Annotated in this window: 19 protein-coding genes and 2 pseudogenes; 8 read left to right on the forward strand and 13 right to left on the reverse strand. The window is 29.3% G+C overall.

Annotation, left to right across the window (positions count from 1 at the left end; translation table 11 throughout):
- Positions 1–119: 119 nt before the first annotated feature.
- Positions 120–1,907, reverse strand: a complete 1,788-nt coding sequence (locus PZA12_RS16955) for a GGDEF domain-containing protein (RefSeq protein ID WP_078117467.1) — start codon at positions 1,905–1,907, stop codon at positions 120–122.
- A 227-nt stretch (positions 1,908–2,134) separates the two neighbouring features.
- On the opposite strand from PZA12_RS16955, the gene PZA12_RS16960 reads away from it, so the two are divergent.
- Entirely contained in the window at positions 2,135–2,857 is a 723-nt protein-coding gene (locus tag PZA12_RS16960) for a hypothetical protein (protein ID WP_078117466.1), read from the forward strand.
- 443 nt (positions 2,858–3,300) lie between these two features.
- A complete protein-coding gene (locus PZA12_RS16965) occupies positions 3,301–4,494 on the forward strand; it encodes an IS701 family transposase (RefSeq protein WP_103698745.1) in 1,194 nt (397 codons plus the stop codon).
- A gap of 217 nt (positions 4,495–4,711) precedes the next feature.
- On the opposite strand, the gene PZA12_RS16970 is transcribed toward PZA12_RS16965, so the two are convergent.
- The 5 genes from PZA12_RS16970 to PZA12_RS16990 all read right to left on the reverse strand — a co-directional run bounded on the left by PZA12_RS16970 (position 4,712) and on the right by PZA12_RS16990 (position 10,680).
- On the reverse strand, positions 4,712–5,272 hold the full coding sequence (locus PZA12_RS16970; protein ID WP_078117464.1) for a class I SAM-dependent methyltransferase: 561 nt from the start codon (positions 5,270–5,272) through the stop codon (positions 4,712–4,714).
- A gap of 198 nt (positions 5,273–5,470) precedes the next feature.
- Positions 5,471–6,214, reverse strand: a complete 744-nt coding sequence (locus PZA12_RS16975; protein ID WP_023976481.1) for a hypothetical protein — start codon at positions 6,212–6,214, stop codon at positions 5,471–5,473.
- 169 nt (positions 6,215–6,383) lie between these two features.
- Entirely contained in the window at positions 6,384–7,082 is a 699-nt protein-coding gene (locus PZA12_RS16980; RefSeq protein WP_078117463.1) for an MBL fold metallo-hydrolase, read from the reverse strand.
- A 22-nt stretch (positions 7,083–7,104) separates the two neighbouring features.
- Positions 7,105–8,955: an ABC transporter ATP-binding protein gene (locus PZA12_RS16985; RefSeq protein ID WP_103698746.1), complete on the reverse strand. Its 1,851-nt coding sequence runs from the start codon at positions 8,953–8,955 to the stop codon at positions 7,105–7,107.
- Between the two features lie 6 nt (positions 8,956–8,961).
- On the reverse strand, positions 8,962–10,680 hold the full coding sequence (locus PZA12_RS16990) for an ABC transporter ATP-binding protein (protein ID WP_103698755.1): 1,719 nt from the start codon (positions 10,678–10,680) through the stop codon (positions 8,962–8,964).
- Positions 10,681–10,903: 223 nt separating this feature from the next.
- Between PZA12_RS16990 and PZA12_RS16995 the strand changes: the two genes are divergently transcribed.
- Complete coding sequence (locus PZA12_RS16995) at positions 10,904–11,206, forward strand: hypothetical protein (protein WP_242984861.1); 303 nt, start codon at positions 10,904–10,906, stop codon at positions 11,204–11,206.
- An 85-nt stretch (positions 11,207–11,291) separates the two neighbouring features.
- Here PZA12_RS16995 and PZA12_RS17000 read toward each other — a convergent pair whose 3' ends face one another.
- Positions 11,292–12,425: a deaminase domain-containing protein gene (locus tag PZA12_RS17000; RefSeq protein ID WP_103698748.1), complete on the reverse strand. Its 1,134-nt coding sequence runs from the start codon at positions 12,423–12,425 to the stop codon at positions 11,292–11,294.
- A 378-nt stretch (positions 12,426–12,803) separates the two neighbouring features.
- Between PZA12_RS17000 and PZA12_RS17005 the strand changes: the two genes are divergently transcribed.
- Complete coding sequence (locus PZA12_RS17005) at positions 12,804–14,510, forward strand: GGDEF domain-containing protein (RefSeq protein ID WP_103698749.1); 1,707 nt, start codon at positions 12,804–12,806, stop codon at positions 14,508–14,510.
- 65 nt (positions 14,511–14,575) lie between these two features.
- On the opposite strand, the gene PZA12_RS17010 is transcribed toward PZA12_RS17005, so the two are convergent.
- Positions 14,576–14,941, reverse strand: a complete 366-nt coding sequence (locus PZA12_RS17010) for a winged helix-turn-helix transcriptional regulator (RefSeq protein WP_103698750.1) — start codon at positions 14,939–14,941, stop codon at positions 14,576–14,578.
- Positions 14,942–15,060: 119 nt separating this feature from the next.
- Here PZA12_RS17010 and PZA12_RS17015 point away from each other — a divergent pair, with 119 nt between their 5' ends.
- Positions 15,061–16,125 carry an NADH:flavin oxidoreductase gene (locus tag PZA12_RS17015; protein WP_338481369.1) on the forward strand — a complete coding sequence of 355 codons (1,065 nt, stop codon included), beginning with the start codon at positions 15,061–15,063 and terminating at the stop codon, positions 16,123–16,125.
- Positions 16,126–16,229: 104 nt separating this feature from the next.
- Here PZA12_RS17015 and PZA12_RS17020 read toward each other — a convergent pair.
- Together PZA12_RS17020 and PZA12_RS17025 are read right to left on the reverse strand one after the other, a co-directional pair.
- A pseudogene (locus PZA12_RS17020) lies at positions 16,230–16,433 on the reverse strand (isochorismatase family protein); the annotation flags it as partial.
- A 6-nt stretch (positions 16,434–16,439) separates the two neighbouring features.
- Positions 16,440–17,696 (reverse strand): multidrug efflux MFS transporter, encoded by a 1,257-nt coding sequence (locus PZA12_RS17025; protein ID WP_103698752.1) that lies wholly within the window; start codon positions 17,694–17,696, stop codon positions 16,440–16,442.
- 199 nt (positions 17,697–17,895) lie between these two features.
- Here PZA12_RS17025 and PZA12_RS17030 point away from each other — a divergent pair, with 199 nt between their 5' ends.
- The 3 genes from PZA12_RS17030 to PZA12_RS17040 all read left to right on the forward strand — a co-directional run bounded on the left by PZA12_RS17030 (position 17,896) and on the right by PZA12_RS17040 (position 21,072).
- A complete protein-coding gene (locus tag PZA12_RS17030) occupies positions 17,896–18,459 on the forward strand; it encodes a TetR/AcrR family transcriptional regulator (protein WP_103698753.1) in 564 nt (187 codons plus the stop codon).
- A 247-nt stretch (positions 18,460–18,706) separates the two neighbouring features.
- Entirely contained in the window at positions 18,707–19,237 is a 531-nt protein-coding gene (locus PZA12_RS17035; protein WP_077842564.1) for a hypothetical protein, read from the forward strand.
- Positions 19,238–19,386: 149 nt separating this feature from the next.
- A complete protein-coding gene (locus tag PZA12_RS17040) occupies positions 19,387–21,072 on the forward strand; it encodes an IS1634 family transposase (protein WP_181006061.1) in 1,686 nt (561 codons plus the stop codon).
- Between the two features lie 254 nt (positions 21,073–21,326).
- Here PZA12_RS17040 and PZA12_RS17045 read toward each other — a convergent pair whose 3' ends face one another.
- The 3 genes and pseudogenes from PZA12_RS17045 to PZA12_RS17055 all read right to left on the reverse strand — a co-directional run bounded on the left by PZA12_RS17045 (position 21,327) and on the right by PZA12_RS17055 (position 25,084).
- Positions 21,327–23,339: a methyl-accepting chemotaxis protein gene (locus PZA12_RS17045; protein ID WP_103699286.1), complete on the reverse strand. Its 2,013-nt coding sequence runs from the start codon at positions 23,337–23,339 to the stop codon at positions 21,327–21,329.
- A 512-nt stretch (positions 23,340–23,851) separates the two neighbouring features.
- A pseudogene (locus tag PZA12_RS17050) lies at positions 23,852–24,139 on the reverse strand (ATP-binding cassette domain-containing protein); the annotation flags it as partial.
- A 309-nt stretch (positions 24,140–24,448) separates the two neighbouring features.
- Positions 24,449–25,084, reverse strand: a complete 636-nt coding sequence (locus PZA12_RS17055) for a DUF975 family protein (protein WP_103699288.1) — start codon at positions 25,082–25,084, stop codon at positions 24,449–24,451.
- Positions 25,085–25,260 lie beyond the last annotated feature (176 nt).

The following is a 25,260-nucleotide window of genomic DNA, read 5'->3' on the forward strand; positions in this document are numbered from 1 at the left end:
ACAACTAACTTTCTGCATCTGTGTATTGTTCTTCCGCTTAACGAAAATCTATGGAAATAAGTTGTATTAATAATAAATAAAAACAACTAATTATATTTTTATTAAAATAAACAATACATTCAATTAACCGGTTTTATTAAATAGCAACTTCCAAGAATACATTTAACTTCTTTTTTTATTGCAGCTACAGCTACCCCTACTTCTTCTGAATTTGAATAATCATTAAGTTCACCATAAATTCCTGCAATTGAAAGCGAAGTAAGTGGAAATATACCATTTTTTCCATATCTATCTGTGGCCGTAACATATCTATTACTTCTGTCTTTTTCATTAAAAAAATTTAAAATCCCATCATTAAACTTCTTTATAATTTTTTCACACACTTCTTCACATTCTTCAATTGGATTTTCTAAAATACTTACAAAATCATCTCCTCCTATATGTCCAATAAATCCATTATAAGGGAAAAGTGATTTTATTTCAGCTTGTATTAATTGAGCTGTATATTTAAGAATCCTATCCCCATTTTCAAATCCATATGTGTCATTATAAACTTTAAAATTATCTAGATCTAGATAAAGAATACAACATTTACGTTTTGTTTTAATTATATTCATTATATTATTTTGTATAGCGGTATTACCTGGTAGCTCAGTAAGGGGATTAAGTTGTCTCGCGTAGTTACATTCTAGCATTGTAGTATAATTTAACAAAGATCTTATTGTAACCATTCCACAGTATTTATTATTGTTAGTCACGATAATATAATCATATATATTTTGTGTTTTCCTAGACATTGCTAGCCTTGAAACTTCTGTTACTGGTGTGTTGTAATCTACAACTAAAGGATTTGTATCCATAACTAAAGAAACAGGACGTTTTGTAAAAATTGCAACACCATATTTTGTAGCAAGCGCTGAGTCTAACGTATGTTTCATAATAAGACCTAATGGTACATCATTATTTACTATACATGCCCCAGTAATATCGTTAGAATCAAAATATTCTTTAATATCACCACAATAAGTTTTAGGCCCAAATGGACTATCATGTCTAACAATTTCGCCTATACTGCTTGACTGATAGTTATAATACACATTATCCTTAAATTTATTACACCTTACAATTAAATCTCTAATATGATTGGGTATATCTAGAAAAGTTCCTGCTGGTCGACTTAGTAAGAAACCTTGTCCCGCATAGACGCCTAAGTTTACTAATGTTCTCAATTCTTCTTCTGTTTCTATTCCTTCAGCAATAAGCTTCATATTCGTTGCTTCCGATAGCTTAACAAAACACTCTACTAATGATTGTTTAAATGAATCTTCATTTATATCTCTAATTAAATCCATATCAATTTTTACATAATGTGGCTTTGTTTCATTAAGCATCTTAAGTCCTGAATATCCTGATCCAGTATCATCAATTGCAATTTTATATCCTTGATCTACATAATTGCTAAGGGCCTGTTTAAACCCTTTGTAATCTTCTATACACGTCTTTTCGGTAATCTCAAATATTATACAATCGGGTGACATGTTGTGTTCTGAAAGAAATTCCTTAGTAAAGCCCTTCTTAAATTTTTCGTCTTTAAAAATATGAGGATCTACATTTATAAAAAGATATTTATTTTTTTCAATATTTGTAGCTCTTTTAATAGCTTTTATTCTACATAATTGTTCTAACTCCCATGTTTTATTATAAACCTGAGCAGCGTTAAATAACTTATCTGGATTTTGCAACGGTGAGTCTATCGGCCCTCTGCTTAACGCCTCATACCCTATGATTTCCCCATCTAAAAGTGAAACAATGGGTTGATAAACTGTAGTTATATTTTTACTATTTAATATATTTTCCAACTCCTCTGCCTCATTATATTTTAAATTATCAACTAATGAATTTAACATATTATAATCTCCCCATATTTCTTCTTATTAGCTATTATAGTAGCTCTTGTAAATATAGTTGAAATATAACATAATCTTATTAAAAGTATTTATAATTTTTGTTAAGTTAATGTAAAAACGTTTATCTATTCAAAGCCAAATTTATTACATAAATTGGAATTAACATATTTTGCTTCCATAAACTTATGATATAATTATTGTAAAGACAATTCTAAGGAGGCATCTTCATGACAAAGGTTAATAAATTACCTATAACAAAACTGTGGAATCCGAAATCATTTATTATATTTTCCGTATTTTTCTCATTTCTACCAGCTGGGATCATGTGTGCTTTGAATTATGGACGATCTGGAAGTCAAAAAAAGAAGTGGATATTTCTTTTAGCAAGCATCTTAGTATTTATAGCACTTATTGCACTGCTGCCTATATTATCAATTAATACTTCTATCATATTTTTCAGTATTAATATAGCTTTAGGAATAATTCTTATGTTCACCCAGTTAAAGCTGTATAATAAACATATTCAAAATGGCGGGCAAAGTGCTTCATATTTACTTCCTGTAATCATAGGGCTTTTGATTTTTTCGTTGTCTGCTGCTTCAATTCTATACTCAATTTACGTACCAAAAAATGCTCTTGATTATGGCGAAAATCATTTATTTTATACTAATAAGATAACAGAATCCCAAGCGAAAAAACTTGGAGATTATTTAAATTCAGAAGGATACTTCACTCCTAGTTCAAAAGTGGATGTTAAAATTGATAAGCAAGATGCACTCTATATTTTATCTCTTGTTGTAGAAGGTGACTATAAAAGTGATACAAGCTATGTAGAACCTATGAAGGCAATATCAAGGGAACTTTCTAAAAATGTTTTTGAAAATAGTAAAGTTAGAATAGATTTATGCAATGATAGATTCCAAGTTCTTAATTCCATCAATGTAGATTAAACTTTTCTTATATGACTCTGCAATATAGATATCCCAACTAAGACCTGAACTTATGCATATAACTCGCCGAAATGAGTAACATACTTTTGTTCCAGTTTCTAGGTAATTCTGATGGGTGATTCTAAGGCTATAAAGTTGCACCCAAAGTGCTAGCCTCAAAGAACAAGCTTTGAACTAGCACTTTGGAACAACTTATAACCAAAGAATCACATCCATCAAAATTACCAATGAAACATTCCACAAAAGTATATTACTCATTTCTGGTTGGAATATATTTCATAGTTTAAGTATAGTTTATGATTATAATATCTATATAACTATAGTTGAGAAAATTTCATAACATATATTTACATTTACAAAAAAACATAAAAAATAGAGACAAACTTCACATTTTGTTGTATAAATTAGCTTGCGAGAAAATTTTAACAACAGGAGTGATATGTATGTCTCATAGAAGTATTTTAGCAGAAAAATCAAAAATTAACCAGTTTTTATTTGAACTTGGATTTTTCTTGTACTTCTATAAACCTGTGTTAAAGCATATCGAGCAATTTATAAAAGGTTCTATACAAAAGGGGTATAAAGGAACTGTAACTGATATCGTCCTGTTAAGCCTTGCTAATTGTCATAGAACTACTTTCGGTAAATTTTTAAGCGAAGGCAAATGGAATATTGATTATGCTTGGAAAGGCATAAAGAAGTTTGTTGTAAAAACAATTGTTGAAAATACATCGTCTAATACTCCTATATTTGCGATTTATGATGACACTATTTCTGAAAAAACTAAGCCCTCGTCAAAGGCTGAAAATACAATTCAAAAAGCAAGTTTTCATCATTCTCATTTAAAAGGTAAACAAGTATATGGACATCAATTACTTACTACTATGCTTTCCAATGGTAAAAAAGTTTTGCCGTATTCTATTTCATGTTATGAAAAAGGTGTAAAAAGTAAAATAGAAATGGTTTGTGAAATAGTAGCTAAGCTTCCTTCGCCTAAAGGCAAAGCCTACGGTCTCTGCGACTCGTGGTTCACTAATAAGGATGTTATAAATGCTCATTTCAAAAAAGGTTATCATCTTATTGGTGCACTAAAAACCAACAGAGTTATCTATCCCAAGGGAGTTAGTATTCAAGTTAAGGATTTTGCTCAATATATTGAAAAGAATGATGTTTGCCTTGTTACAGTAAACAATTCTAAATATTTGACTTATCGTTATGAAGGAAACCTCAATGGCATAGATAATGCAGTAGTTTTGTTTTGCTGGCCTGAAAATGCATTTAAGAAAGATAAAGCATTACACGCATTCTTATGCACAGACACTGAACTTAGCACTAAAACAATCCTTGAATATTATAGCAAACGTTGGCCCATAGAAATATTCTTTAAACAAACAAAGAATAATCTTGGATTAAACTCTTACCAAGTAAGGTCGCCTAAATCTATCGATAGAATCTTAGTTTTAATTTCTGTGACTTACATTTTCTGTTCAATTCAAGAAGATGCTAAAGATTCTTTTAGTAAAGGCTTAATAATTTGCAGAAATAATGTTAAAAAAGATAATATTCAATGGATTTATGATTGTGCTAAAAGCAATATTCCTATTGAAACTGTTTTAAAAACCATGAAAGTTGCTTAGGTAATAGTATAAATATATACTGTAAAAATTTGTATCTAAAAATTCTCAACTATAGTATATAATAAAAATAATCTATCTTTAAATTTTATTCTAAATTTCAGCAAAAAGAAGACTAGCATTTACTTGCTAGTCTTCTTTTGTATTTATATGATTAAATGAGATTATTGTATGATATTTCATTTCTTCTTGAATATACAAAATAAATCTCCTCTTTTTCCTAGGAATTTATACATTTCAAAACATAGGCTGGCGGGAAATTAAATACAACTCTTTCTATATTTATCTTTTTAAAATATCCAGTAATAAATTCTTTTTTTAAGAGAGTATATTGAAATGTTATAAATAATCCATTTCTTTTTAATATATTTCTAGTTTGTCTTAAAATTTTATTTGAAACAGATTTAGGAAGACTGGCAAAAGGCAACCCTGATACAACATAGTCCACTCTGCTAAGATTATATTTTGCTAAATGTTTATCAACATTTTCAGCAGAATCATTTATTATTATAATATCATCTTCTCCTTTATATTTTTCTTCTAATTGTCTGCAAAATTCTTCATTATATTCAAATAACATTAATAATGTCTCTTTCTTTTTTCTTTTTACCAGCTTGTCCGTAAAAACTCCTGTCCCTGGTCCGTACTCAATTATAACCTCAGAATTTTTAAAATCTATGTCTCCTACCATTTTCTCTGCAAGTTTCTCTGAACTAGGCGCTACAGCCCCTATAGTTCTAGGTGATTTAAAATATTCAATTAAAAATTTTACTAGCTTCATATTAAAAGCCTCCTTGAATTCTTCTCTTTTAGTTAAATTATAGAATTAGTATAAATCTTAAATATTAAAAATCTATTTAGTAAAATCTTAAGAATCTTTAAATTTTGTTTTATATATAAAGAAAGAAGGTATACACTTTAACCCTCTTTTAGACTTTATTTTATATATAATGTGCTTTTAATTTGATTTTTGTTCTTTTTAATTAAAATTATTTCTTACTGTATTAATCATTTTCTCCTTATTTTCCTCTAGTTGAACTAACCTATTTACATTAGCCCCAGATGGATGTGGAAAGCCTTTTAATATTTGCTTTTCGCTTATGATTTTATTTTCACATAGCTTGTATAACACTTCTTCTACTGACCTACCCAATGGTATTATAAGAATTTTATCCAAATTATTTAATGCTTTTAATTCATAAGTGAAATTCTCATAAACATATTTCATTAAAAATTCACTTTTAATAAGTTTCGGAGTATGACCTGAATAATTTTTTCCTTTTAGAAAAACTGAATAAGGTATTAGTGAAAATGTATGTAATAAATAATCCTTTTCTTCAAACAATTGACTGCAATTTTCTATTTTTAGACTCTTATTAAGTTCTATTTCATCTAACATACCAATTAAGTTTTTTCTAAGACTACCGCTAAACCTTCCTGCTTTCTTACATTTATACTGAATTTCTTTAATATTATCAGAGTTCTCTAACTCTCTTCTTGCAGTAGCAATGGCCGTACTCATTTGCTGGAATCCTGGAGTTATGCCAACAATAAATACCCTTGCGTCTAAATTTATGTATTCATTATGAGGTGAATAATATATTTCAAGCTCTTCTTTCTTATCAACTAAAAAATCGTTTATCAATAGTTCATTCTTATTGTATTTCTCTTTTAATGGCAATTTTTTAATTTTATCTCTATAATCATATAATGTTTTTTTCATAATCAGCCTCTAACTTCTACATTTATTTTGCTACTTTATATTATCTTCATAATTAAAAAATATTATTAATATATCCTTCACTAATAATTATAAATTTAATGGAAATTTTTTTAATAGAATATAAAAAAGATAGCAGCTTCATAGTAAAGCCACTATCTTTATATTCTTCTTAACTATTAGCTAATTTTGCAATCCTGTCATTTGAGCTTCTTGTAAATACTCCACCATGATAACAGATAACAGTTTCTATATCATACTTTGTAAGCTTCTTAAGAGATTCTATTGCTTGCTTCATATCAAATGTATATTCTGGATTAGGACCAATTAACTCATCATTTACAACATTCATTGCATCTCCAGTTACCAATGCTTTATACTTTTTTAGATAAAGACAAATATGCCCTGGAGTATGTCCTGGGGTATAAATTACCTCTATTCCTCCACAATAAGAAAGTTCCTCTTCATCTTTAACAACCCTATTAACTTTTGTTTTAAGCTGCTTTATAGTTTCCTTCATAGATTCCGGCATTGAACTCAAACGCTCAGGAGTAATTTTTATACCAATTTTATCTCCCTCAATATAAGGTCTTTCTCCACTATGTGCTAACACTTCTATTTCACTTTTAGAATTTTTAACGATACTTGACAAGCTACCAATATGATCCAAATCGTGATGAGTAATAATTATTTTATTAATTCTGTCAAAGGATACACCTGCTTTTTCCACTTCTTCGCGAATATTTTCTAGTTGCCCAGGTAACCCTGCATCTATTAAAATTACATTTTTATCATCCCAAATTAGTGTGGCATTCATTCTTCTTTCTTCGCTACCCAATTCAAGTACATCTAATCCTTCTGCAATTTTCATTTTTCTTCCTCCTAATTAAAATTTACTCCTCAATTAATTTTCCCATTTGACTAACAACCATTTTGTAATACTCACCTTTTTCATTCATAAGACTTTTGTGGTTTCCACTTTCTAATATTTTTCCACCACCAATTACCATAATGCGATCTGCATCTCTAATAGTCGATAATCTGTGTGCTATTAAAAAGCTAGTGCGGTTTTTCATTAATCTTAATAATGCATGTTGAATATCTTTTTCGGTCTTTGTATCTACACTGCTAGTTGCTTCGTCCAAAATTAAAATCGGACTATCACACAGAACTGCTCTAGCAATAGACATTAATTGGCGCTGCCCTTGACTTAAGTTATCTGTAGCTCCAGAAACCATTGTTTGATAACCTTTAGGAAGCTTATCAATAAATTCGTGGGCATGAGCTATTTTAGCAGCATTTACAACCTGTTCATCTGTTGCATCTTTTTTAGAATAACGAATATTATCCATAATCGTTCCGGTGAAAAGACAAGTATCTTGAAGCACAACAGAGAAGCATTTCCTAAGACTATTTCTTTTAATATTCGTAATCGGCTCATCATCAATGAATATATTTCCGCTGTCTGCATCATAAAATCGAGTTAGAAGATTCACAATAGTAGTTTTTCCTGCTCCAGTCTCTCCTACTAGCGCAACTGTTTCCCCTGCTTTAACTTTAAAACTCACATTCTTTAATATAGGTATAGACTTATCATATGAAAAATATACATTTTCAAAGGTTACATCACCATTTGGTTGTTTTATCTCAACTGCATCTTTAAGGTCTTCACTTTCTTCTTCATTATCTAAAATTTCAAAAACACGTTCTGCTCCGGCAAGTGCTGATTGAATTGTGTTAAACATACCTGCTACAGAATTTAATGGCTGTGAAAATTGTTTTGAATAGCTTAAAAAACTAACTACAGTTCCAACAGCTACCCCATACCCCACTGATAGCATACCGCCAACAATTGCAACAACTGCAAAAATAAAGTTATTAATAACATTCATAAGAGGCATCATATACCCAGACCATATCTGTGCTTTATTGCTGCTTTCATATAGATTTTCGTTTATCTCTGCAAATTGCTTCAAGACATCCTCCTGCTTATTAAAAGCCTTTACCATCTTCAGTCCTAATATGTTTTCCTCAATTACTCCATTAAGTGAGCCTAAATTTCTTTGCTGAGCTAGGAAATATTTGCGGCTATGCGTTGCAATTACACGTGTTAAAAGTATAACTAGAGGTATACATAATAAAACAACTAGTGTAAGGGGAACATTTAACACTATCATAACTATAAAAGATCCAACTAAAGTTAAAATACTTGATATTAACTGTGTAGTTGTTTGTGCAATTGTAGAGCTAATATTGTCTACATCATTTGTGATTCTACTCATTGTATCTCCATGGGAACGTATATCATAAAACTTTAAAGGAAGCCTCTGCATCTTTTCAAAAAACTCTGCACGTATTACAAAAACAAGTTTTTGTGAAACCTTAAGCATAATAACACCATTTATCCACGAAATAAGACAATTAACTCCATACAAAACCCCAATTATAGTTAAAAATAATATAAGAGTCGATTTATCTACAGTTCTTGTTGCTATTCTAAATGTATCAAAAGTCTTTCCTACAAAATAAGGAATCCCAACAGAAATCGCTGATGAAAAAACTGTAAAAATCATAGCTAGAAAGATCGTCTTAGCAAAACGCATGTATATTTTAATAATACGCATTAATGTGCCTCTAGCATTTTTAGCTTTTTGTGTAGGTGCAAAGCGATTTCCGCCTCCACCCACACGTCTCCCACTAATAGAAGGTACTTTTACTTCAGTTTTAGAAAATTGTTGTGCCATAATATCCTATACCTCCTTGCTGCTCTCTATTTGCGTTTTATAAATATCTCTATATACTTCACAGCTTTGCATTAATTCATCATGAGTTCCATATCCAACCTTAGATCCATTATCCATAACCAAAATTCTGTCTGCAAACATCGCCGTTCCACAACGTTGAGTAATTGTAACCACAGTTTGATTACTTGTTTTTGAACTTAAGTTTTCTCTAACCTTTGCTTCTGTTACTGAATCTAATGCACTTGTTGCATCATCTAATATAATTACAGACGAATCCCTAAGTATTCCACGAGCTATAGAAATACGTTGCTTTTGACCACCCGAAAGATTAACTCCAGCACTCCCTAACATACTTTCATATCCATCTTTCATATTATTTATAAAACCTGCTTGTGCCCTTTCAGAAGCCTCATGAACCATCACATTACTTGCTTCCCTTTTACCCCATCTAATATTTTCAGCAACAGAACCAGAAAAAAGCATTGGTTTTTGCGGCACTATAGCGATACTATTTCGTACAGAATCAACATTTAATTCTTTAATATCGTAGCCGTCAATTAAAATTTTTCCCTTGTTCACATCGTAAAATCGCAGAAGAAGCCATGCAATAGTAGATTTTCCGCTTCCTGTTGGACCAATTATAGCTAAACTTTGTCCACTTCTAATAGAAAATGATAGATTATTTAAAGCAGGTACACCACTACCATTTGGATATGCAAATGTAACATCTCTAAATTCAATATCACCATTTAATTCTTTCATTTCACCATCATGAGAAAAATCTCCATCACAATCAACTATTTCTTTAATACGAGCAGTAGAAGCCTTGGTTCTTACAAATGTATTGAATATATTTGTTATCATAATTAATGATGTAAGAATTTGTGCCATATAAATTATAAACGCTGATATATCTCCTGGATTTGCAAGATTTGCTGAAAAGAGACTGCTACCTGCTGAAATTACAATTATTGTTCCAATTCCAACAGTAAGAGTTATAAGTGGTGACACAAATGTAATAACACTTTGAGATGATATTCCTTTTTCCATTAAGTTTGTATTTGCATTTTCAAACTTACTGCTTTCCTTATCATATGTTCCAAAGGCCTTGACTAAGCGTACACCTATAAGATATTCCTGAACAACTGAATTTACTTTATCCATCGCCTTTTGTAATTCATAAAAACGCGGATAACTTAACTTCATACTAATAATAATAAGTATCGATACAATCGCAACAACACCATATATAATAAGACTCAATCTAAAATTAAGCAGTGTTGCAAGCACAATACTACCTATGCATGTAATTGGAGCCTTTAAAAAAATTCTCATAATTCCATTAACGAACAATATAACCTGTGCCGTATCATTTGTCATACGTGTAATTAGAGATCCACTTTCAATCTTATCTGTGCTTAATTCTGAAAAATAAACAATCTTTTCAAATAAGTCATACCTAAGATCTGCTCCCATTCTTTGAGATACCTTACTTGCTAAAATATTTCTTGTAACTGCGAAAGAAGCTCCAATTGCAGTTACTATAAGCATAAGCATTCCCCAGTAATAAACTTTAGAAAGTGATCCTTGTTCAATTCCTGTATTAATTATGTTAGACATAAGTGTTGGACCAAGCAAATCACAAATTGCTTCCGATGCAACGCAAAAAACAGCTATCCCAAATGGAATTTTATACTTATTAAAATATTTACTGTATAAGTTCATATCCTTTATTCCTTTCCTTTGTTTAAATGCTAATTCCCATACCATATTATACATCATTTTTACATTCAAAATACAATAAATATTTCCAGCTGCTTATAAAACTAAATCTTCCATGTATTAATAAGTTTACTTTTCTCAATAATAACTATATAACTTATCTTTAAGTTATTTAAATTTTTATTTAGAGTATTTTAATATGCTATAAATAATTTTTTAGATTATTATGTTAGGAGTGATTTCAATGAGAAAAGGAAAAACACTAGATGATCAAACACCAAGTGTCTATGATACTGAAAAAATTATTGATATCCATTCATCTGAGGACGATCCATCCCTTGATTCAGAAAAAGTGAGATACGCTAACAGTCATGCTTCACGTTCAAAATATACTCATGGTTCAAGCGACATAAGCCCTGTTAATACAAGCAATCCAGACTCTACAGAAAGAATTCCCACATCAGTTAGATATTCTGATTCTGACATACATAAAGATGATGATGAATTTGACTATCAAGGTGAAATATAAATTGTCTATATAAATCAAAATCAACGACAGCATATTTATGTATTGTCGTTGATTCCATCTTTATTTTTCAAATAATATGTGTTTTTTATTCACCATATTTCTTATGGTACTTAACTTGAACTTCTATATTAGGATGCTTTTTACAAAACTGGCTAATTACAAAACAGCAACTTGGACATGGTTCCCATTTACTATATAAAGTTAAGTTTCCTTCATCTTTTAATACTTTTGCTTCTATCTGTTTATGTATTTCTTCAATTATCTTTTTTTCACTATCATTGATTCTGTCATATCCTATTCCAAACTCACCCAACTTGTTAACTTTATTACTTTTAAAAAATGATTCATCTTTTGTTGGTGCATGACAATAATCCTTTATATTATTACTTCCACTTATCGCCTTGAATTCTTTATTATCATATATTGCTACTGCAATATTTATAGAATCCTGTAATGTCTTATTTTGATTTATTTTAAATACTGATTTTTCTTCTTCATGAACTTTCATATACTTATTAATATTCTTTATTAATCGCTGCATTCTCGGTATATTATTATTTAGATGTTGATGATATTCAATAGTACCTTTTTGAGGCGTAATATACTGATAATCTATTTGTTTTGGAACTTCTATAGATATTGTTTTAACTTTAGTATTAATATTATAACTTTCTTTTACCCTTCCTTCTTTAATAAGAAGCATTTTCTTCAATAGCTCAATATCCTTTGAATATAAATAATGATTATCTATTTCTTTTTCCAAAATTTCTAATTTCTCTTTTTCTTTTTCATTTACTATTCTGGATACATTTTTTTTAACTTCTTTTATGTCACTCAACATATCTTCAACATCATCTCTAGATATTGCATCTCGCTCATATTCAATCCTATTTATATTTAATATTTTTATTGAATTTATTTTTTTCCATAGCCTATCATGCTCATATTCAAATAGTATTATTTTTTTCATGTAATTAATTAAATCACTAACATTATCTGCTCTATAAGTCACATCCTCTTGACCAATACACTTATATAATTCCTCTATCACGCTATTCTCTACTTTAAAAGCATTGGCAACTTCTACTTTAAATTTCTCTTCATCAAAGTAATTTATTTTATAGCCTTCTTTTTTCAATGCATCTTTAAAATCATTTAAATTATTAATCTTTATTCGTTCTCTTTTTCTTCTATTTGAAATTATTTCTCTTTTGGTCATACTTCCCTCTTATGTTTTCATGATTGATTAAATATGTATTACTAATTCTAACTCTTTAATAATTTCTTCATTATATCATAAATTTTAAAATCATTATAATCAAATATCGATACGATTTAAAAAATAATCATAAGATTATAAACATAAAAATATCATGTAAAATTTATATGGTATAATAATACTTATCGTGAATTATAATGCAATTAATCATACTTTTGTTATAAATAATTTAGCTTTAATTATAGAAAAAAGTAGCTTAATAATGTACTAAAATAAAGAACATAGTAGAAACATATAAAATAAAATATATTAAATCTAATAAATATTTTCAGGAATATAAAGTTTATTAATCTAAAAACATTAATATGGGGTGGCAGTATGTTAAAAAATATATCAATAAAATTAAAGGAGGTAAATTTTATAGCTCTAACAGGCATCATTATTATTTCAATTATACTACTAACAAACTTTGTAAAAGTTCTAAAGTATAGTTATTTTGAACTTATTGATGCTGATAAATATGTAAACCTATCAAACAATGTAGAATACTTCATCCCTAAAGATAATCAATATACCGAAATAAACCAAGTAGCAGACAATGGTGCTATTAAATTTGAAAAAAACAATTCTAAAAATATCTACTTTCCTGAAGATGTTCAAAAAGTCTGGCTTAAACTAAAATTACAAGATAAACAAGTTAGTACTGATAATATAATGTACATTGATTGTGAATTCATTGAAAATATTCAATTTTATATCCCAACTACTGATGGCAAGTATGTAACAGAAAAGCCTAATGAATACTTTATTTTTCCATATATTAATCTACCTGAAAATATTGATTTTAATAAAGATATCTATATAAATTCAACCTGGGATTCAAATGTATTTAATTTGCTTCTAGCTAAAGACAGTAACTTTTATACTATTGAAAACTTGTTATCATGTTTTTATATCGGTAATTTGGGTGTGCTCCTAGGAATGCTTATTATGAATATGATTCTATTCTTTTCATCAAGAGATAAGAAGTATTTATTTCATTCACTTTTTACAGGATCACTGCTTTCACTACTATTTTGCTTATCTGGAATGCAAAAGTTAGTTTTGGGATTTAACAGCAATAACAGGCTTATAGCATTAGGTGCAATGGCCGCTTCAACCTGGGTTTTATTTATATATTCATACTTAGATATAAAAAACCACATGCCCATATTAAATAATTTTTTTAAACTTTCAATACTCTTTCTCGTACTTTCTCTCTATATATCTGAAATTATTCCTGACGGATTTACTTATGATATTTTATATTTGCACATGATCATAGTAGGGTTATATATTCTTATTTCAATATATTCTTATTTTAAATTTGGTATGGGATCTATATATTACTTGGTTGGCATATTTATACTTTTTACTGGCTTTATCATATATATTTTAGGTTCTTATGGCTTACTTGAATGGAATATCTTTGCTTTTAGCATATGCTATCCTGCTGCCTCTATTGAAACCTTATTATTTACCATCGGAATTATTAAACAAATAAAACATGAAAAAGAAGTTAATAATAAGCTTCAATTAGAAGTTATAACAGATAAACTTACAAATATATATAATAGACGCTATTTTGAAGAAACAGTTGTAAATAAAATTCTTCAACTCGACAAAGAAAAGCACCTTGTATCAATGTTGGTTCTTGATATTGATCACTTTAAAAAAGTTAATGATACCTATGGCCATAGTGCTGGAGATCTAGTTTTATCTGAAACAGCTATGATTATTAAGCAATGCCTTAGGAAAGAAGACATTCTTGTTAGATGGGGAGGAGAAGAATTTGTTGCAGTACTCCCCTTCACAGATTCAAAAGAAAGTACTATAATTGCTGAAACAATAAGATTATCCATAGAAAATCATAAATTCAAATTTGTAAATAAAATAACTGTTAGCATAGGCATAGCCGAAAAAGATATAGTTGAGGATTTTCATAGCTGGTTTAGGCGTGCTGACAATGCCTTATATAATGCAAAAGAGAATGGTAGAAATGCTGTTTGCGTTTGTTATACAAATGAAATAAAAAATAATTCCTAGCATCAAAATCACTAGGAAACTATAATTATATTTAGAGTTTAAACATTCATCACGTCTAAACTCTTTCATTTTGCTTCATTTTTAGCCTCATATTCTGGCCATACTCTTTTTCCCCATTCATTTATGATTGCTAATGCAGGAAGTAAATCATTACAGTGATTCGTCAAAGAATATTCTACATGCGGTGGAATCTTATTATATTCTGTTCTTTTTATAAGTCCATGTTCCTCTAATGCTTGCAGAGATCGAGTCAGCATAATATTAGTTATACCAGGTATGCTTCGCTTAAGTTCATTATATCTAATGCTCTTTGAAACTGATATCTCCCATATAATAGGAAGCCTCCACTTACCTCCTATGATTTCAAGTGCACGAAGAACAGGACATGCTTTAGAATACTTGTTTTGCGCTTTTTCTAGTTCACCTTTCATAAGTAATCCCCCCAACTCTAAGGCACAAAAATGTGCGTACTTGTTCTTATGTTCCTTATTAAACTATAATAATAACATACCAGACAAATGGTAATATGTAAATAAGTCAAAATGGGAGTGTGGATATTTTGAAAAAGTTATTCTCAGAATTTAGTATTAAAAATATAGAAATAAAAAACCGTATATGTGTACCTCCAATGGTTGTAGGTTTAGCCGAAGATGGATATGTAACATCGGAAAATTTAGCCCGTTATAAGGAATTATCTAAAGGTGGTCCAGGACTTATAATACAAGAAGCTACATGTATTAATAAAGATGGAAGATTATCAGAAAAGCAAATTGGAATTTGGGAAGATAACCAAATTGAAGGATTAAAAAACATAGTTAATGCAGTTCATGAAGAAGGTTGTAAAATATTTATTCAAATTCATCATGCTGGTGTTACAGGAATATCTAAATCTCCTCTATGTCCAAGTCCATATGAATATAAAGGTTTTGCTGGAACAGTTATTGGACGTGAAATGACTAAAGAAGATATAGACTCAATACAAAACGACTATATTGAAGCTGTAAGAAGAGCTTACGAAGCTGGCTATGATGGTGTTGAACTACATGGATGTCATGGTTATTTAATAAGTCAATTTTTAAATAAGAATGTTAATAAAAGAACCGATGAATATGGCACTAATCCAGAAAAATTTGTAATAGAAATACTAGAAGGAATTAGAAAAGTAACTCCAAAAGAATTTATTGTAGGAATTCGTCTAGGAGGATTTGAGCCATCATTAGAAGATGGAGTACGTTATGCTAAAATATTAGATAAAAACGGAATAGATTTTCTTGACATTTCTTATGGATTCTTTAATGAACAAGAAATTAATGTAAGCAAAGATTATAAGTATTCCAATGCTGTTTATGCTGCTGAGAAGATCAAGAAAGAAGTATCAGTTCCAGTATTTGCAGTTAATGGAATTAATTCAGCAGAAATTGCAGAAGAGATATTAAATGAAACAAATGTAGATATCGTTGATATTGGTAAAGGGATTCTTATAAATCCTAATTGGGCAAACTATGCTATGGATGGAAAAGATACTGGAAAATGTTTAAATTGTGCAAAGTGCATGTGGTTTGGTCAATCTGAAGTGTGTCCTGGAAAAGTTGTATTCGACAAGAATAATAAATAAATGTTCCTCAAACTACAAATTTAGTTGCATAAAAAAGGTACAATGCTTATAGTTTATATGCATTGTACCTTTTTATAATTTTTTATTTCTAACTATTCTAATGCTTAAATTACTTCTTCGCTTGTTCCAATCCTTCCAATCATAGGAAAAATATATTTGCAAACATAATCATGTTCCTCTTTTGTCACTGCCGTCATTGCATCTTCTACAAATATTTGATTATATCCATATTTATATGCTTCCCTTGCTGTTGTATCTACACCAATGTTAGTAGAAATCCCACCTAACACAATAGTATCAATCCCTCTACAAATTTATTTTCCACTGACTTGAAGTTTCCCATTTCTTATCCCATTTCCATACTTCTCTATTTTATGGTTATTATTTATATTAAGTTTATTATAAACTTTAAAATACACAAGCACTGCATTAATTAATAATAATGCACTCGTTACAAAAAATACGCATTTTATTCCTAAATATCCTGCGATTTGTCCTCCTAGAACTGATCCTGCAAATACGCCTAGATATCCTGCTGCCATACTAAAACCAAATACTCTACCTGTAAGAGATGATGGAGTAATTTTCTTAACCAATATATTAACAGAAGGATTAAGGCCACCAGCTGTGAGTCCTAGTAAAAATCTAAGTCCCATAAGCTCCCAAGTGTTTGTTACAAATGCTTGAGGTATAAATATTATTCCAGCTATTATGAGACATATTAATATAACTTTATGTGCTCCTACTTTATCAGAGAGCCTTCCAAGCCTTGGAGCTGCAATTATATTAGCAAACCCTGATGCAGAAAAAGTTATTCCCGCTATTAATGCAATATGACTCGCTTCCTTAGATAGTTGAGTAACATAAACTGTTACTATTGGCTCTACCGAATACATTGCTACAGATAATATAAAAAAAGTTATAAACAAAGTAATGGTTAAGCCTTTTTCCGGAACTGTATTCCAAACTTCTTTGAAACTTAAAACTTTATTATCTTCACGACTAAAAGATTCCTTTACAAATAATACTGTAGTAATAAATGCAATGAACATAAGCCCGCCTGTTATAAAAAATACATTTTGCAAACCAAAAGTTTCTCCTACAAATCCTCCAATTGTAGGTCCAAGTAACGAACCTGCAATGTTGGCTGTTGAAATAGTTCCTAAAGCATATCCTGCATGTTCTTTATCTGTTTGAGTTGCAATTAAAGTAGTACAGGCTGTGCTATATCCTGTGATAGCTCCTTGTAATAGCCTAAGTGCTATTAATACATATACATTAGGCGCAAATCCCATACAACTTATAACTATTGCCATACCAAGACTTGCTCTAAGCAGCATTGGTTTTCGTCCAAATTTGTCAGCAGCATGTCCCCAAATGGGTGAAAAAATAGCTGAAATAATAAACGTGCTACCAAAAGCAATTCCAGAAAGCTTCTCTATTGAAGCTGCATCTTGAATTCCTAAATGCTGTATATACAGTGGTAATACTGGCGCTATCTGACTCATACCTATTCCTGTCACAAACATTCCAAACCAACAAACTTTTAAATTTCTTTTCCACATTTCCATAATAAATTTATTCCTTCTTATAATTAGTATTGTTATCGCAATACAATAAATTATATATATTGTATTCTAAATATAAGCATAGACTATAAATTATAATTTGTAAACTATAAATTATAGTTTACAAATTATTTCCAATTTGATAAAAATAATCTCTCATGTTAAACTATCTTTATTAATCAGAATTGTAAGAGGTGATAAAATGGTTCAGAAACGAAATTTAACTAAGGAAAAAATTATTGAAGCTTCTTTTTTATTAGCTGATGAAATTGGACTTAATCAGATTACTTTCCAAAAGATTGCAGAAAAACTGGATATAAAATATCCATCTTTATATAATCATTTTGCCAACATTGAAGATCTTAAAATAAAAATGACCATATACTTTTTAAATAATTTAAATTCAACTTTAATGGAACGATTAATTGGTAAAAGTGGAGAAATTGCTATCAGAGAATTTGCTTATGTGTATCGAGATTTTGCATTTGAAAACAAGAGTGGCTATAAGCTCTACGTGAATATTCCGAGTACTGAAAGTGATGAAGTTAAGCGTCTGGCTAGTGAAACTAATTCAATAATACGTAAAATTTTAGATTTTTATAGTGGTGATAAAATATTTATAATTCATAAAAGTAGGTCTTTAAGAAGTCTATTACATGGATTTGTTTCCTTGAGCTCTCACGGATATTTTCAAAATCCAGTCAACTTAGAAGATAGCTTTAAATTAATGATAGATGACTTTATTTTATCGATATCAGAAAAATAACTAAGAAAATTTTTATCTTAATTCAAAATGTTAACTACATATCTATGTTCCAAATAGTGACTTCTATGTTCAATTATTATTTTACAAAATAAAGCAGCATATCATAATGTAAATTTTGCTGTGCTGCTAATTTTTATATTATAACGTGCTATATTTTGCCTGTTTATAAAATATACTGTAAAAAAAAACTGGAACATTAACGTATATTTACAATATATTATAATGTAATAGTTTTTTAGGTGATAATATGCAGGAGAATTATAATGCTACCATACATTTTCCAACTGGTAACGATCAATTAGATTTAGAATTGCTTAACATAGAACTACAAACATCCTATGTTGATTTAATAGCGACTTTACTTGGTATCATTTCAGCAGTAAAAGCTAAGCAAATAATAATTCAGAGAATGATTCAGCAACAGCAATCCCCAAGTCAACAAGAACAACAAAATCAACAGGGTCAGCAACAAGACCAACAGCAAAATCAGCAAAATGGTCAGAATCAACAGAAGTCTGATGTACAACACCCAACTCCAAGTGAAATAGCTGCATTTGCAAGCTGTCTTGGTGTATATGTGATTCTTTCTTATACTAGAGTTTCATTTATAAGGCTTAATGAACTATATAGTAACATTCAATCAGGTAAAAGTAACTTTTCTATTACGCCTAACATAAATATAACTACTGGTTTTGTATACTCTTGTATTGGCACTTTGCTAAGAACAGTTGGGGCTATTCAAAGAGTAGAAGAAGAAGCCCAAATAACCATTCTATAATTAAAGTCATAAAATAATCTAGTAATTATTTTATGACTCATATTCCGCCTAACTAATTTTTCCTATTTAACCTCAACTATTCACTATATTATTTGACTAAAAATTATTATGATTACGGTATGCAAATAATATTTAATGGGGGGATTGGAATGGATAAAGAGTTGTTATTGGAAAATATTGAAATGGAAGCATATAGCCATGGAAAAGCGACGCTTGTAGCAGGTATGTGTAAGAAACTAGGAGTTATCAACATCTTTGATCAATATTTGACTAAACAAAATGGGAGAAAGCCTGATATAGCTTATGGGATAATGGCTCAAATGATGTTAGCAAATCTTTGTCATTCAAGACGACCATTATATCTTATGGATGAGTATTTTGAACATATTGATATTGAAGGGACATTTAACAGCGATGCGAAGCCTCATAATCTTACAGATGATAGATTTGGCTGTTTTCTTGATAATTTTCATGAAGCTGGTCCAAGAAAAATTTTTTCTGAAATAAGTATGACTGCTTTCGCTACGTATGGATTGAGTATAAAGAATATTAATTACGATACTACCTCAAAGGTAATGTGGGGCCAGTATGAAACAGAAGAAGGTAAAATAGATGAAATATCAATTGATTATGGATATAGTAAAGATAAAAGAAATGATAAGAAACAAATAAAAATTGGAATTGGAACAGCTAACGGTATAGTTGTAGACGCAAAAGTTCTTTCGGGTAATACAGATGATAAAACTTATAATAATGACGCTATAGATGATGTTGATGAAATTTTAAAAAAATCCAAAACTAGTAAAGATTCATTCTACTATGTTGCAGATAGTGCATTTTTTACAGAAGAAAATATTAATAAAGCAAATGGTAGAGATATAAAATTTATAACAAGAGCTCCTGAAACAACAAATATGTCTAAAATCTATATTGGTAAATTTTTTAGTGAAAGACAGTTAACAAAAGATGTTATTTTTGAAAATGCCCAAGGTAAAAAAGTTAAATATCAAGTATTAGATTATAAATCAGAATATAAGGGGATTCCAGTTAAACTGGCAGTCTGTTATTCCTTCACTCTTGAAGAAACCAAAAGGAAAACTATTTCTAGGCATGCAGAAAAAGAATATGCCGAATTAGAGAAAAAAATCAAAGTATTTTCCAAGCGTAGCTTCGCGTGCGAAGCAGATTCACAAAAAGAAATAGAAGAGTTTTTAAAGACTAAAGGGAAAAAATTAAAATACCATTCTGTTAATTTGAATATTGAAATGAATGAAAAACGTAAGCGTAAAAAAGCTGATAATAAGGATTCACAAAAGGAATATGAATATACTATTAATTTAGAAATTAACCGTGAAGATTCAAAAATTGAAGCAGCAATTGAAAGAGAGTGTACTTTCATCTTAGCAAGTAATGATTCTGATATTTCATGTGAAGAAATGCTGAAAGAATACAAAACTCAAAGCAGCGTAGAGAAAAAGTTTCAGCAGCTAAAAGCACCAGAGTTTATAGATGACCTTTTTGTAAAAACTCCCAAAAGAGTTGAAGCCTTAACATACATGATACTTATTGGTTTAATGATTTTATCAGTAATGGAACATGTAGTCAGACGTGAGATGAAGAAAGATAATACGATTATACTTGGACCTGGAAAAATAAAAATGTCCAAGCCGAGTTTAAAAGCTATAATGGGTATCTTTGAGTATGTGCCTATACAAGTAATTAAAGTTAATAACAATTGTATAAGAAAGTTTCAAAAACCACTAAAAGATAATCAACGGCAGATATTGAATTATTTAGGTTTGGATGAAAGTATTTTTGTTGGACATGCTATTTAACAAGTATATATTTCAAAAAATTTAATAATGATTCCATTAGGGATAGTTTAGAAATTTACTATGGAATAATTCACATATAGATATATATTATTCCAAACTTTAAATAAAGAAAAGATATTTCACTGAAATGCATAGCATTCAGCGAAATATGAGTTATGACTTTAATTATTCTTCTAACCAATATTCAAAAATATATTACCAGAATTTCAAATAAACCTGGCAATATACCTATTATTCTACTTTAACTCCTTACTCTATACATTAAACTTTCCAACTATTTGTTCTAATTTATCCGCAATATTCTTAAGCTCTATTACAGAATATGATATCTTTTCCATGGAATTAGATTGCTCTGAAACAGTAGCTGAAACTTCTTCAATTGAAGCTGCGGACTGCTCTGCTACAGCTGAAATTTCTTGAATGCTGCTTATTGCTGAATCTTTATTTTCATCTATAAACTTTATATTAGAAGTTAACTCTTCTATATTTTCTATAGTATCATCAAATGTACTATTTATAAGTTGGAATGTATTAATAGCTTCTTTGGTAGTTTTGCTTACTTCTGTCATTATAGTTTTTTCTTCATCCATACTTTTCTTAGCTGCATTTATCTCTCTTATAATTTCATTCACAATGCTTTCTATTTCCTTAGTAGAATTTGAAGTCTGTTCTGAAAGTTTTCGTATCTCATCTGCTACAACCGCAAATCCCTTACCTGCTTCCCCTGCTTTTGCTGCCTCAATTGCTGCATTTAATGCAAGAAGATTAGTTTGTTCTGAAATTGCTTGAATTGTATTTATTATTTTGCCTGCAGATCCTGATTTATTAGATAATAAGTCTATATTTCTAATTACTTTCTCCAAAGCTTCATTATTAGCATTGATATTATTCATAAGATCCCTTGAAGCACTAATCCCTTCTTCGCTAATATGGTGCGATTTTTTTGAAAGCTTTGTTACTAAATCCGCATTATTTGATGAGATATCTATTTTCTCTCCAAGATGCAATAATTTTTCAGAAGTAAGTTCTGTATTCCTTGCTTGATCTAATGCGCCAACTGAAAGCTGATCTACTGTTGAAGAAATCCCCTGAATTCCCTGAAGCGTTTCATCAGTTGAAACTGCAATTCCTTCTGAATGATCAAGTAACTCTTTTGATTTTTGCTTAAGAACTTCAATAGTTTCTCTCAACTCTTTTCTTAGTGATGTTACAGCTCTAGCAATAATTCCAATTTCATCTTTATTTTTAAGTAATTTCTCAAATTCATCTTCTTTCTTCATTTCTAAATCTAAGCTAGTAGTTTTATTTATCAAATTAGTCACCAATGAAATCGGTCTGGATATCTTACTTGCAAAATATAAAGCAACCATAGAAAAAATAATCATTAAAAATACAAACATGGCAATAAAACTGATAATTAAACCTGTTAGCGGTTTTAAAAATTCAGCATTTGGAACTGCAATACCCATTGTCCATTTTGATGAAGTAATAGGAGCTGTTGCAAAATATTTATTTATCCCATCATAATCTTTTAGCTTTACCACATTAGCTTTAGAACTATCTTTTCCAACCATGCTACTTAAACTTCCACTCAATACATCTCTAATATTCTTTAGCTTATCTGCACTTGGCTGAAACTCTTTATTTGGATGAATCACAAATTCATCTTTTTCATCTAATAAGAATCCATAACTGTTATTTATAGGTTGTGCCTTCTGAACTTCATTTGAAATATTTTCTATATTTATATCAGTACCTAAAACACCTATGACTGCTCCATCTTTTTTAACTGCTTTTGCAACTGTAACTACTGATTTCTTAGTTTCTGAATCTACATATGGATCAGAATAAATTACAGAGTCACTTTTTAATGCATCTTTATACCAATCTCTCTCTGTACAATTAAAGTCATTATCTGGTAGCCATCCACCTTCATCAACAAAACTTTTATCTTCAAAACCAAAGTATATATCCATAATATCAGTATTTGACGCTGCTTTAACTTTCATATATTTCAAAAGATTTGTAATATCATAATTATTGTTAAATTCGATGTTTTCAGCTGTTTCATTAACAAAGTTTCCTTGATTAGCCATCCATTTGTCTATAGTTTCTGCATATTTTTCAGATAGTACCCTTAGTTTATCCTTTGATTCAACCACAGTTGTTTTATAAAACAGATAATAACTTATCGTCGAAGAACATAATAAACTAAAAAAACAAACTGCTACGACCAAGAGAATAACTTTTGTCTTAATGTTTTTCATTTTAATTCACTTCCTGTTTGATTTTAAAATTTGTATAACAATGTTAAACATAAATATTCCTTATAATCAATACATTATATGTATTGATTGCTTTATCTTTAGTAACATGCAAAAATATCATTAACTTAAGTTACGCTTCTTGTATAATTAATATATTTCATATAATTCGCCTTCTTTCTAAAAAACTGTTTTAATTTTAATATATATTCTAGAGTGCACTCAAAGTCAATGTATAACTTTTACATATTTGGATTTTACAATAACTTCTCGTTTATAAAATAATCCTTTATTTATTGTTTTATAAAATCACAAAACCAAGAGTAAAAATCTCCATGTTCACAGAGATCTATACTCTTGGCTCTTATTAGGTTTATAATTAGAAATATTAATTTTACTTAGGTTTAATAGTTGTTTTAATAATAAATAATTTCCTATTATTTAGCTAACTATTTTGATTAATTAAATAAAATAGATAATTCTATAACAACTTTAGCCCCTCCAAGCTTTTCTGATAAATTCTCTTTTGCTGTTAGATTTTCATATAAAGGCGCTGATTCTATTAATGACCCAATTTCGCGTAAATCCTTTCTGCCCCATTTATGCCCATCAAATAAGATTTCTCCCGAACTTGGTCTAAGCATTCCCGTAACCATCTTTAATAGTGTTGACTTTCCTGCTCCATTTGGACCAAGCAACCCATATATTGAATTCTTTTTAACTAATACTGAAATATCTTTAACTGCTTCTTGCCCCTTAAATGTTTTACATAAATTTTTTGTTTCTAAAATTATTTCGTTCATGTTCATTCCTCCCTACAACTAAATAATAAATCCTAATTATAAGGAATTTATAAGGAACTGAAATTTGAGAAACCACTTGTATTTAAAAATGAAAATCCCTCAGTAACGCTTTCTTACGGCATTACTGAAGGTAGAATTTCTTTAGTCTTCAATTTAATACATATAATATTTTATAAATATATATGTTGCAATTCACAATGCACATTTCACAATTCACAATTACAGCTAAAATTCTTACAATATTTTTAGAATTATAATAAAGAATTATTTTTGCAATATATATATTTCTGAACAATAAATTATTGTTCTTTATGCTATCTTATCATTATTATTATAACTATCTCTAAGTTTTAAGTAATAGGTAGCTACTGTGACGTTCATATAAGGAACCACCCATAATAGACCGATGCATAGTGGAATCATTCCAAGTATTATCCACCCTAAAAAACTTAAAGTAAGAACGAAGTACTCAAATTTATGCCCTTTCATAATAGCTGAGCTCTCTTTTAAACATTGAATTATTGACTTATTATTATCATCAGCTAAAATAAAAAATGATTGTGAAAACATATATATAAATATAATGCCTGGAACTATCAATAAAAATAATCCTATGGTAACAATTATAGTCAATAAAATATATAGGCCTACAGCTTTATGAATTATTGAAAATCCTGAAAATATATCTGTAAATTTAGGGTTACTATCTTTTTCAGCATAGTTTAGAGAAAATCTGCATATACCAACTCCTATTGCCGCACTAACAAATATTGTTACTAAAAATACGATTAAACTTAAACCAAAACTCTCTCTAACAACTCTTAAAATTAAATTAAAAATAATTGGAATTAGAAATCCAGCAACAAAAATTCCTCCAATAGCCAGTCCCCACCTCCCTTTTAGTTGATCTTTGGCAAATCTCTTCAGTTCTGCTCTAGTATTCATAAAAATTCCTCCTTAAATTGAAATACCTTTGATATTTATGCAGGGAGATTTAACATTATGCTATATTTATATTTTAATTTACAGTAATCGCATGAATTTATAGATATACATTAATCTTTTGTATAATTTATATGCTTTTTGTAAAAGTTTTCATTCGAGTGATTCATAATTTCAAC

This window comes from Clostridium beijerinckii (assembly GCF_036699995.1).
Taxonomy (GTDB): domain Bacteria; phylum Bacillota; class Clostridia; order Clostridiales; family Clostridiaceae; genus Clostridium; species Clostridium helianthi.

What these genes read in the sequence shown, in the direction of transcription:
- PZA12_RS16955 (WP_078117467.1), bottom strand. Translation starts at nt 1,907, where the DNA reads ATGTTAAATTCATTAGTTGATAATTTAAAATATAATGAGGCAGAGGAG.
- PZA12_RS16960 (WP_078117466.1), top strand. Translation starts at nt 2,135, where the DNA reads ATGACAAAGGTTAATAAATTACCTATAACAAAACTGTGGAATCCGAAA.
- PZA12_RS16965 (WP_103698745.1), top strand. Translation starts at nt 3,301, where the DNA reads ATGTCTCATAGAAGTATTTTAGCAGAAAAATCAAAAATTAACCAGTTT.
- PZA12_RS16970 (WP_078117464.1), bottom strand. Translation starts at nt 5,272, where the DNA reads ATGAAGCTAGTAAAATTTTTAATTGAATATTTTAAATCACCTAGAACT.
- PZA12_RS16975 (WP_023976481.1), bottom strand. Translation starts at nt 6,214, where the DNA reads ATGAAAAAAACATTATATGATTATAGAGATAAAATTAAAAAATTGCCA.
- PZA12_RS16980 (WP_078117463.1), bottom strand. Translation starts at nt 7,082, where the DNA reads ATGAAAATTGCAGAAGGATTAGATGTACTTGAATTGGGTAGCGAAGAA.
- PZA12_RS16985 (WP_103698746.1), bottom strand. Translation starts at nt 8,955, where the DNA reads ATGGCACAACAATTTTCTAAAACTGAAGTAAAAGTACCTTCTATTAGT.
- PZA12_RS16990 (WP_103698755.1), bottom strand. Translation starts at nt 10,680, where the DNA reads ATGAACTTATACAGTAAATATTTTAATAAGTATAAAATTCCATTTGGG.
- PZA12_RS16995 (WP_242984861.1), top strand. Translation starts at nt 10,904, where the DNA reads ATGTTAGGAGTGATTTCAATGAGAAAAGGAAAAACACTAGATGATCAA.
- PZA12_RS17000 (WP_103698748.1), bottom strand. Translation starts at nt 12,425, where the DNA reads ATGACCAAAAGAGAAATAATTTCAAATAGAAGAAAAAGAGAACGAATA.
- PZA12_RS17005 (WP_103698749.1), top strand. Translation starts at nt 12,804, where the DNA reads ATGTTAAAAAATATATCAATAAAATTAAAGGAGGTAAATTTTATAGCT.
- PZA12_RS17010 (WP_103698750.1), bottom strand. Translation starts at nt 14,941, where the DNA reads ATGAAAGGTGAACTAGAAAAAGCGCAAAACAAGTATTCTAAAGCATGT.
- PZA12_RS17025 (WP_103698752.1), bottom strand. Translation starts at nt 17,696, where the DNA reads ATGGAAATGTGGAAAAGAAATTTAAAAGTTTGTTGGTTTGGAATGTTT.
- PZA12_RS17030 (WP_103698753.1), top strand. Translation starts at nt 17,896, where the DNA reads ATGGTTCAGAAACGAAATTTAACTAAGGAAAAAATTATTGAAGCTTCT.
- PZA12_RS17035 (WP_077842564.1), top strand. Translation starts at nt 18,707, where the DNA reads ATGCAGGAGAATTATAATGCTACCATACATTTTCCAACTGGTAACGAT.
- PZA12_RS17040 (WP_181006061.1), top strand. Translation starts at nt 19,387, where the DNA reads ATGGATAAAGAGTTGTTATTGGAAAATATTGAAATGGAAGCATATAGC.
- PZA12_RS17045 (WP_103699286.1), bottom strand. Translation starts at nt 23,339, where the DNA reads ATGAAAAACATTAAGACAAAAGTTATTCTCTTGGTCGTAGCAGTTTGT.
- PZA12_RS17055 (WP_103699288.1), bottom strand. Translation starts at nt 25,084, where the DNA reads ATGAATACTAGAGCAGAACTGAAGAGATTTGCCAAAGATCAACTAAAA.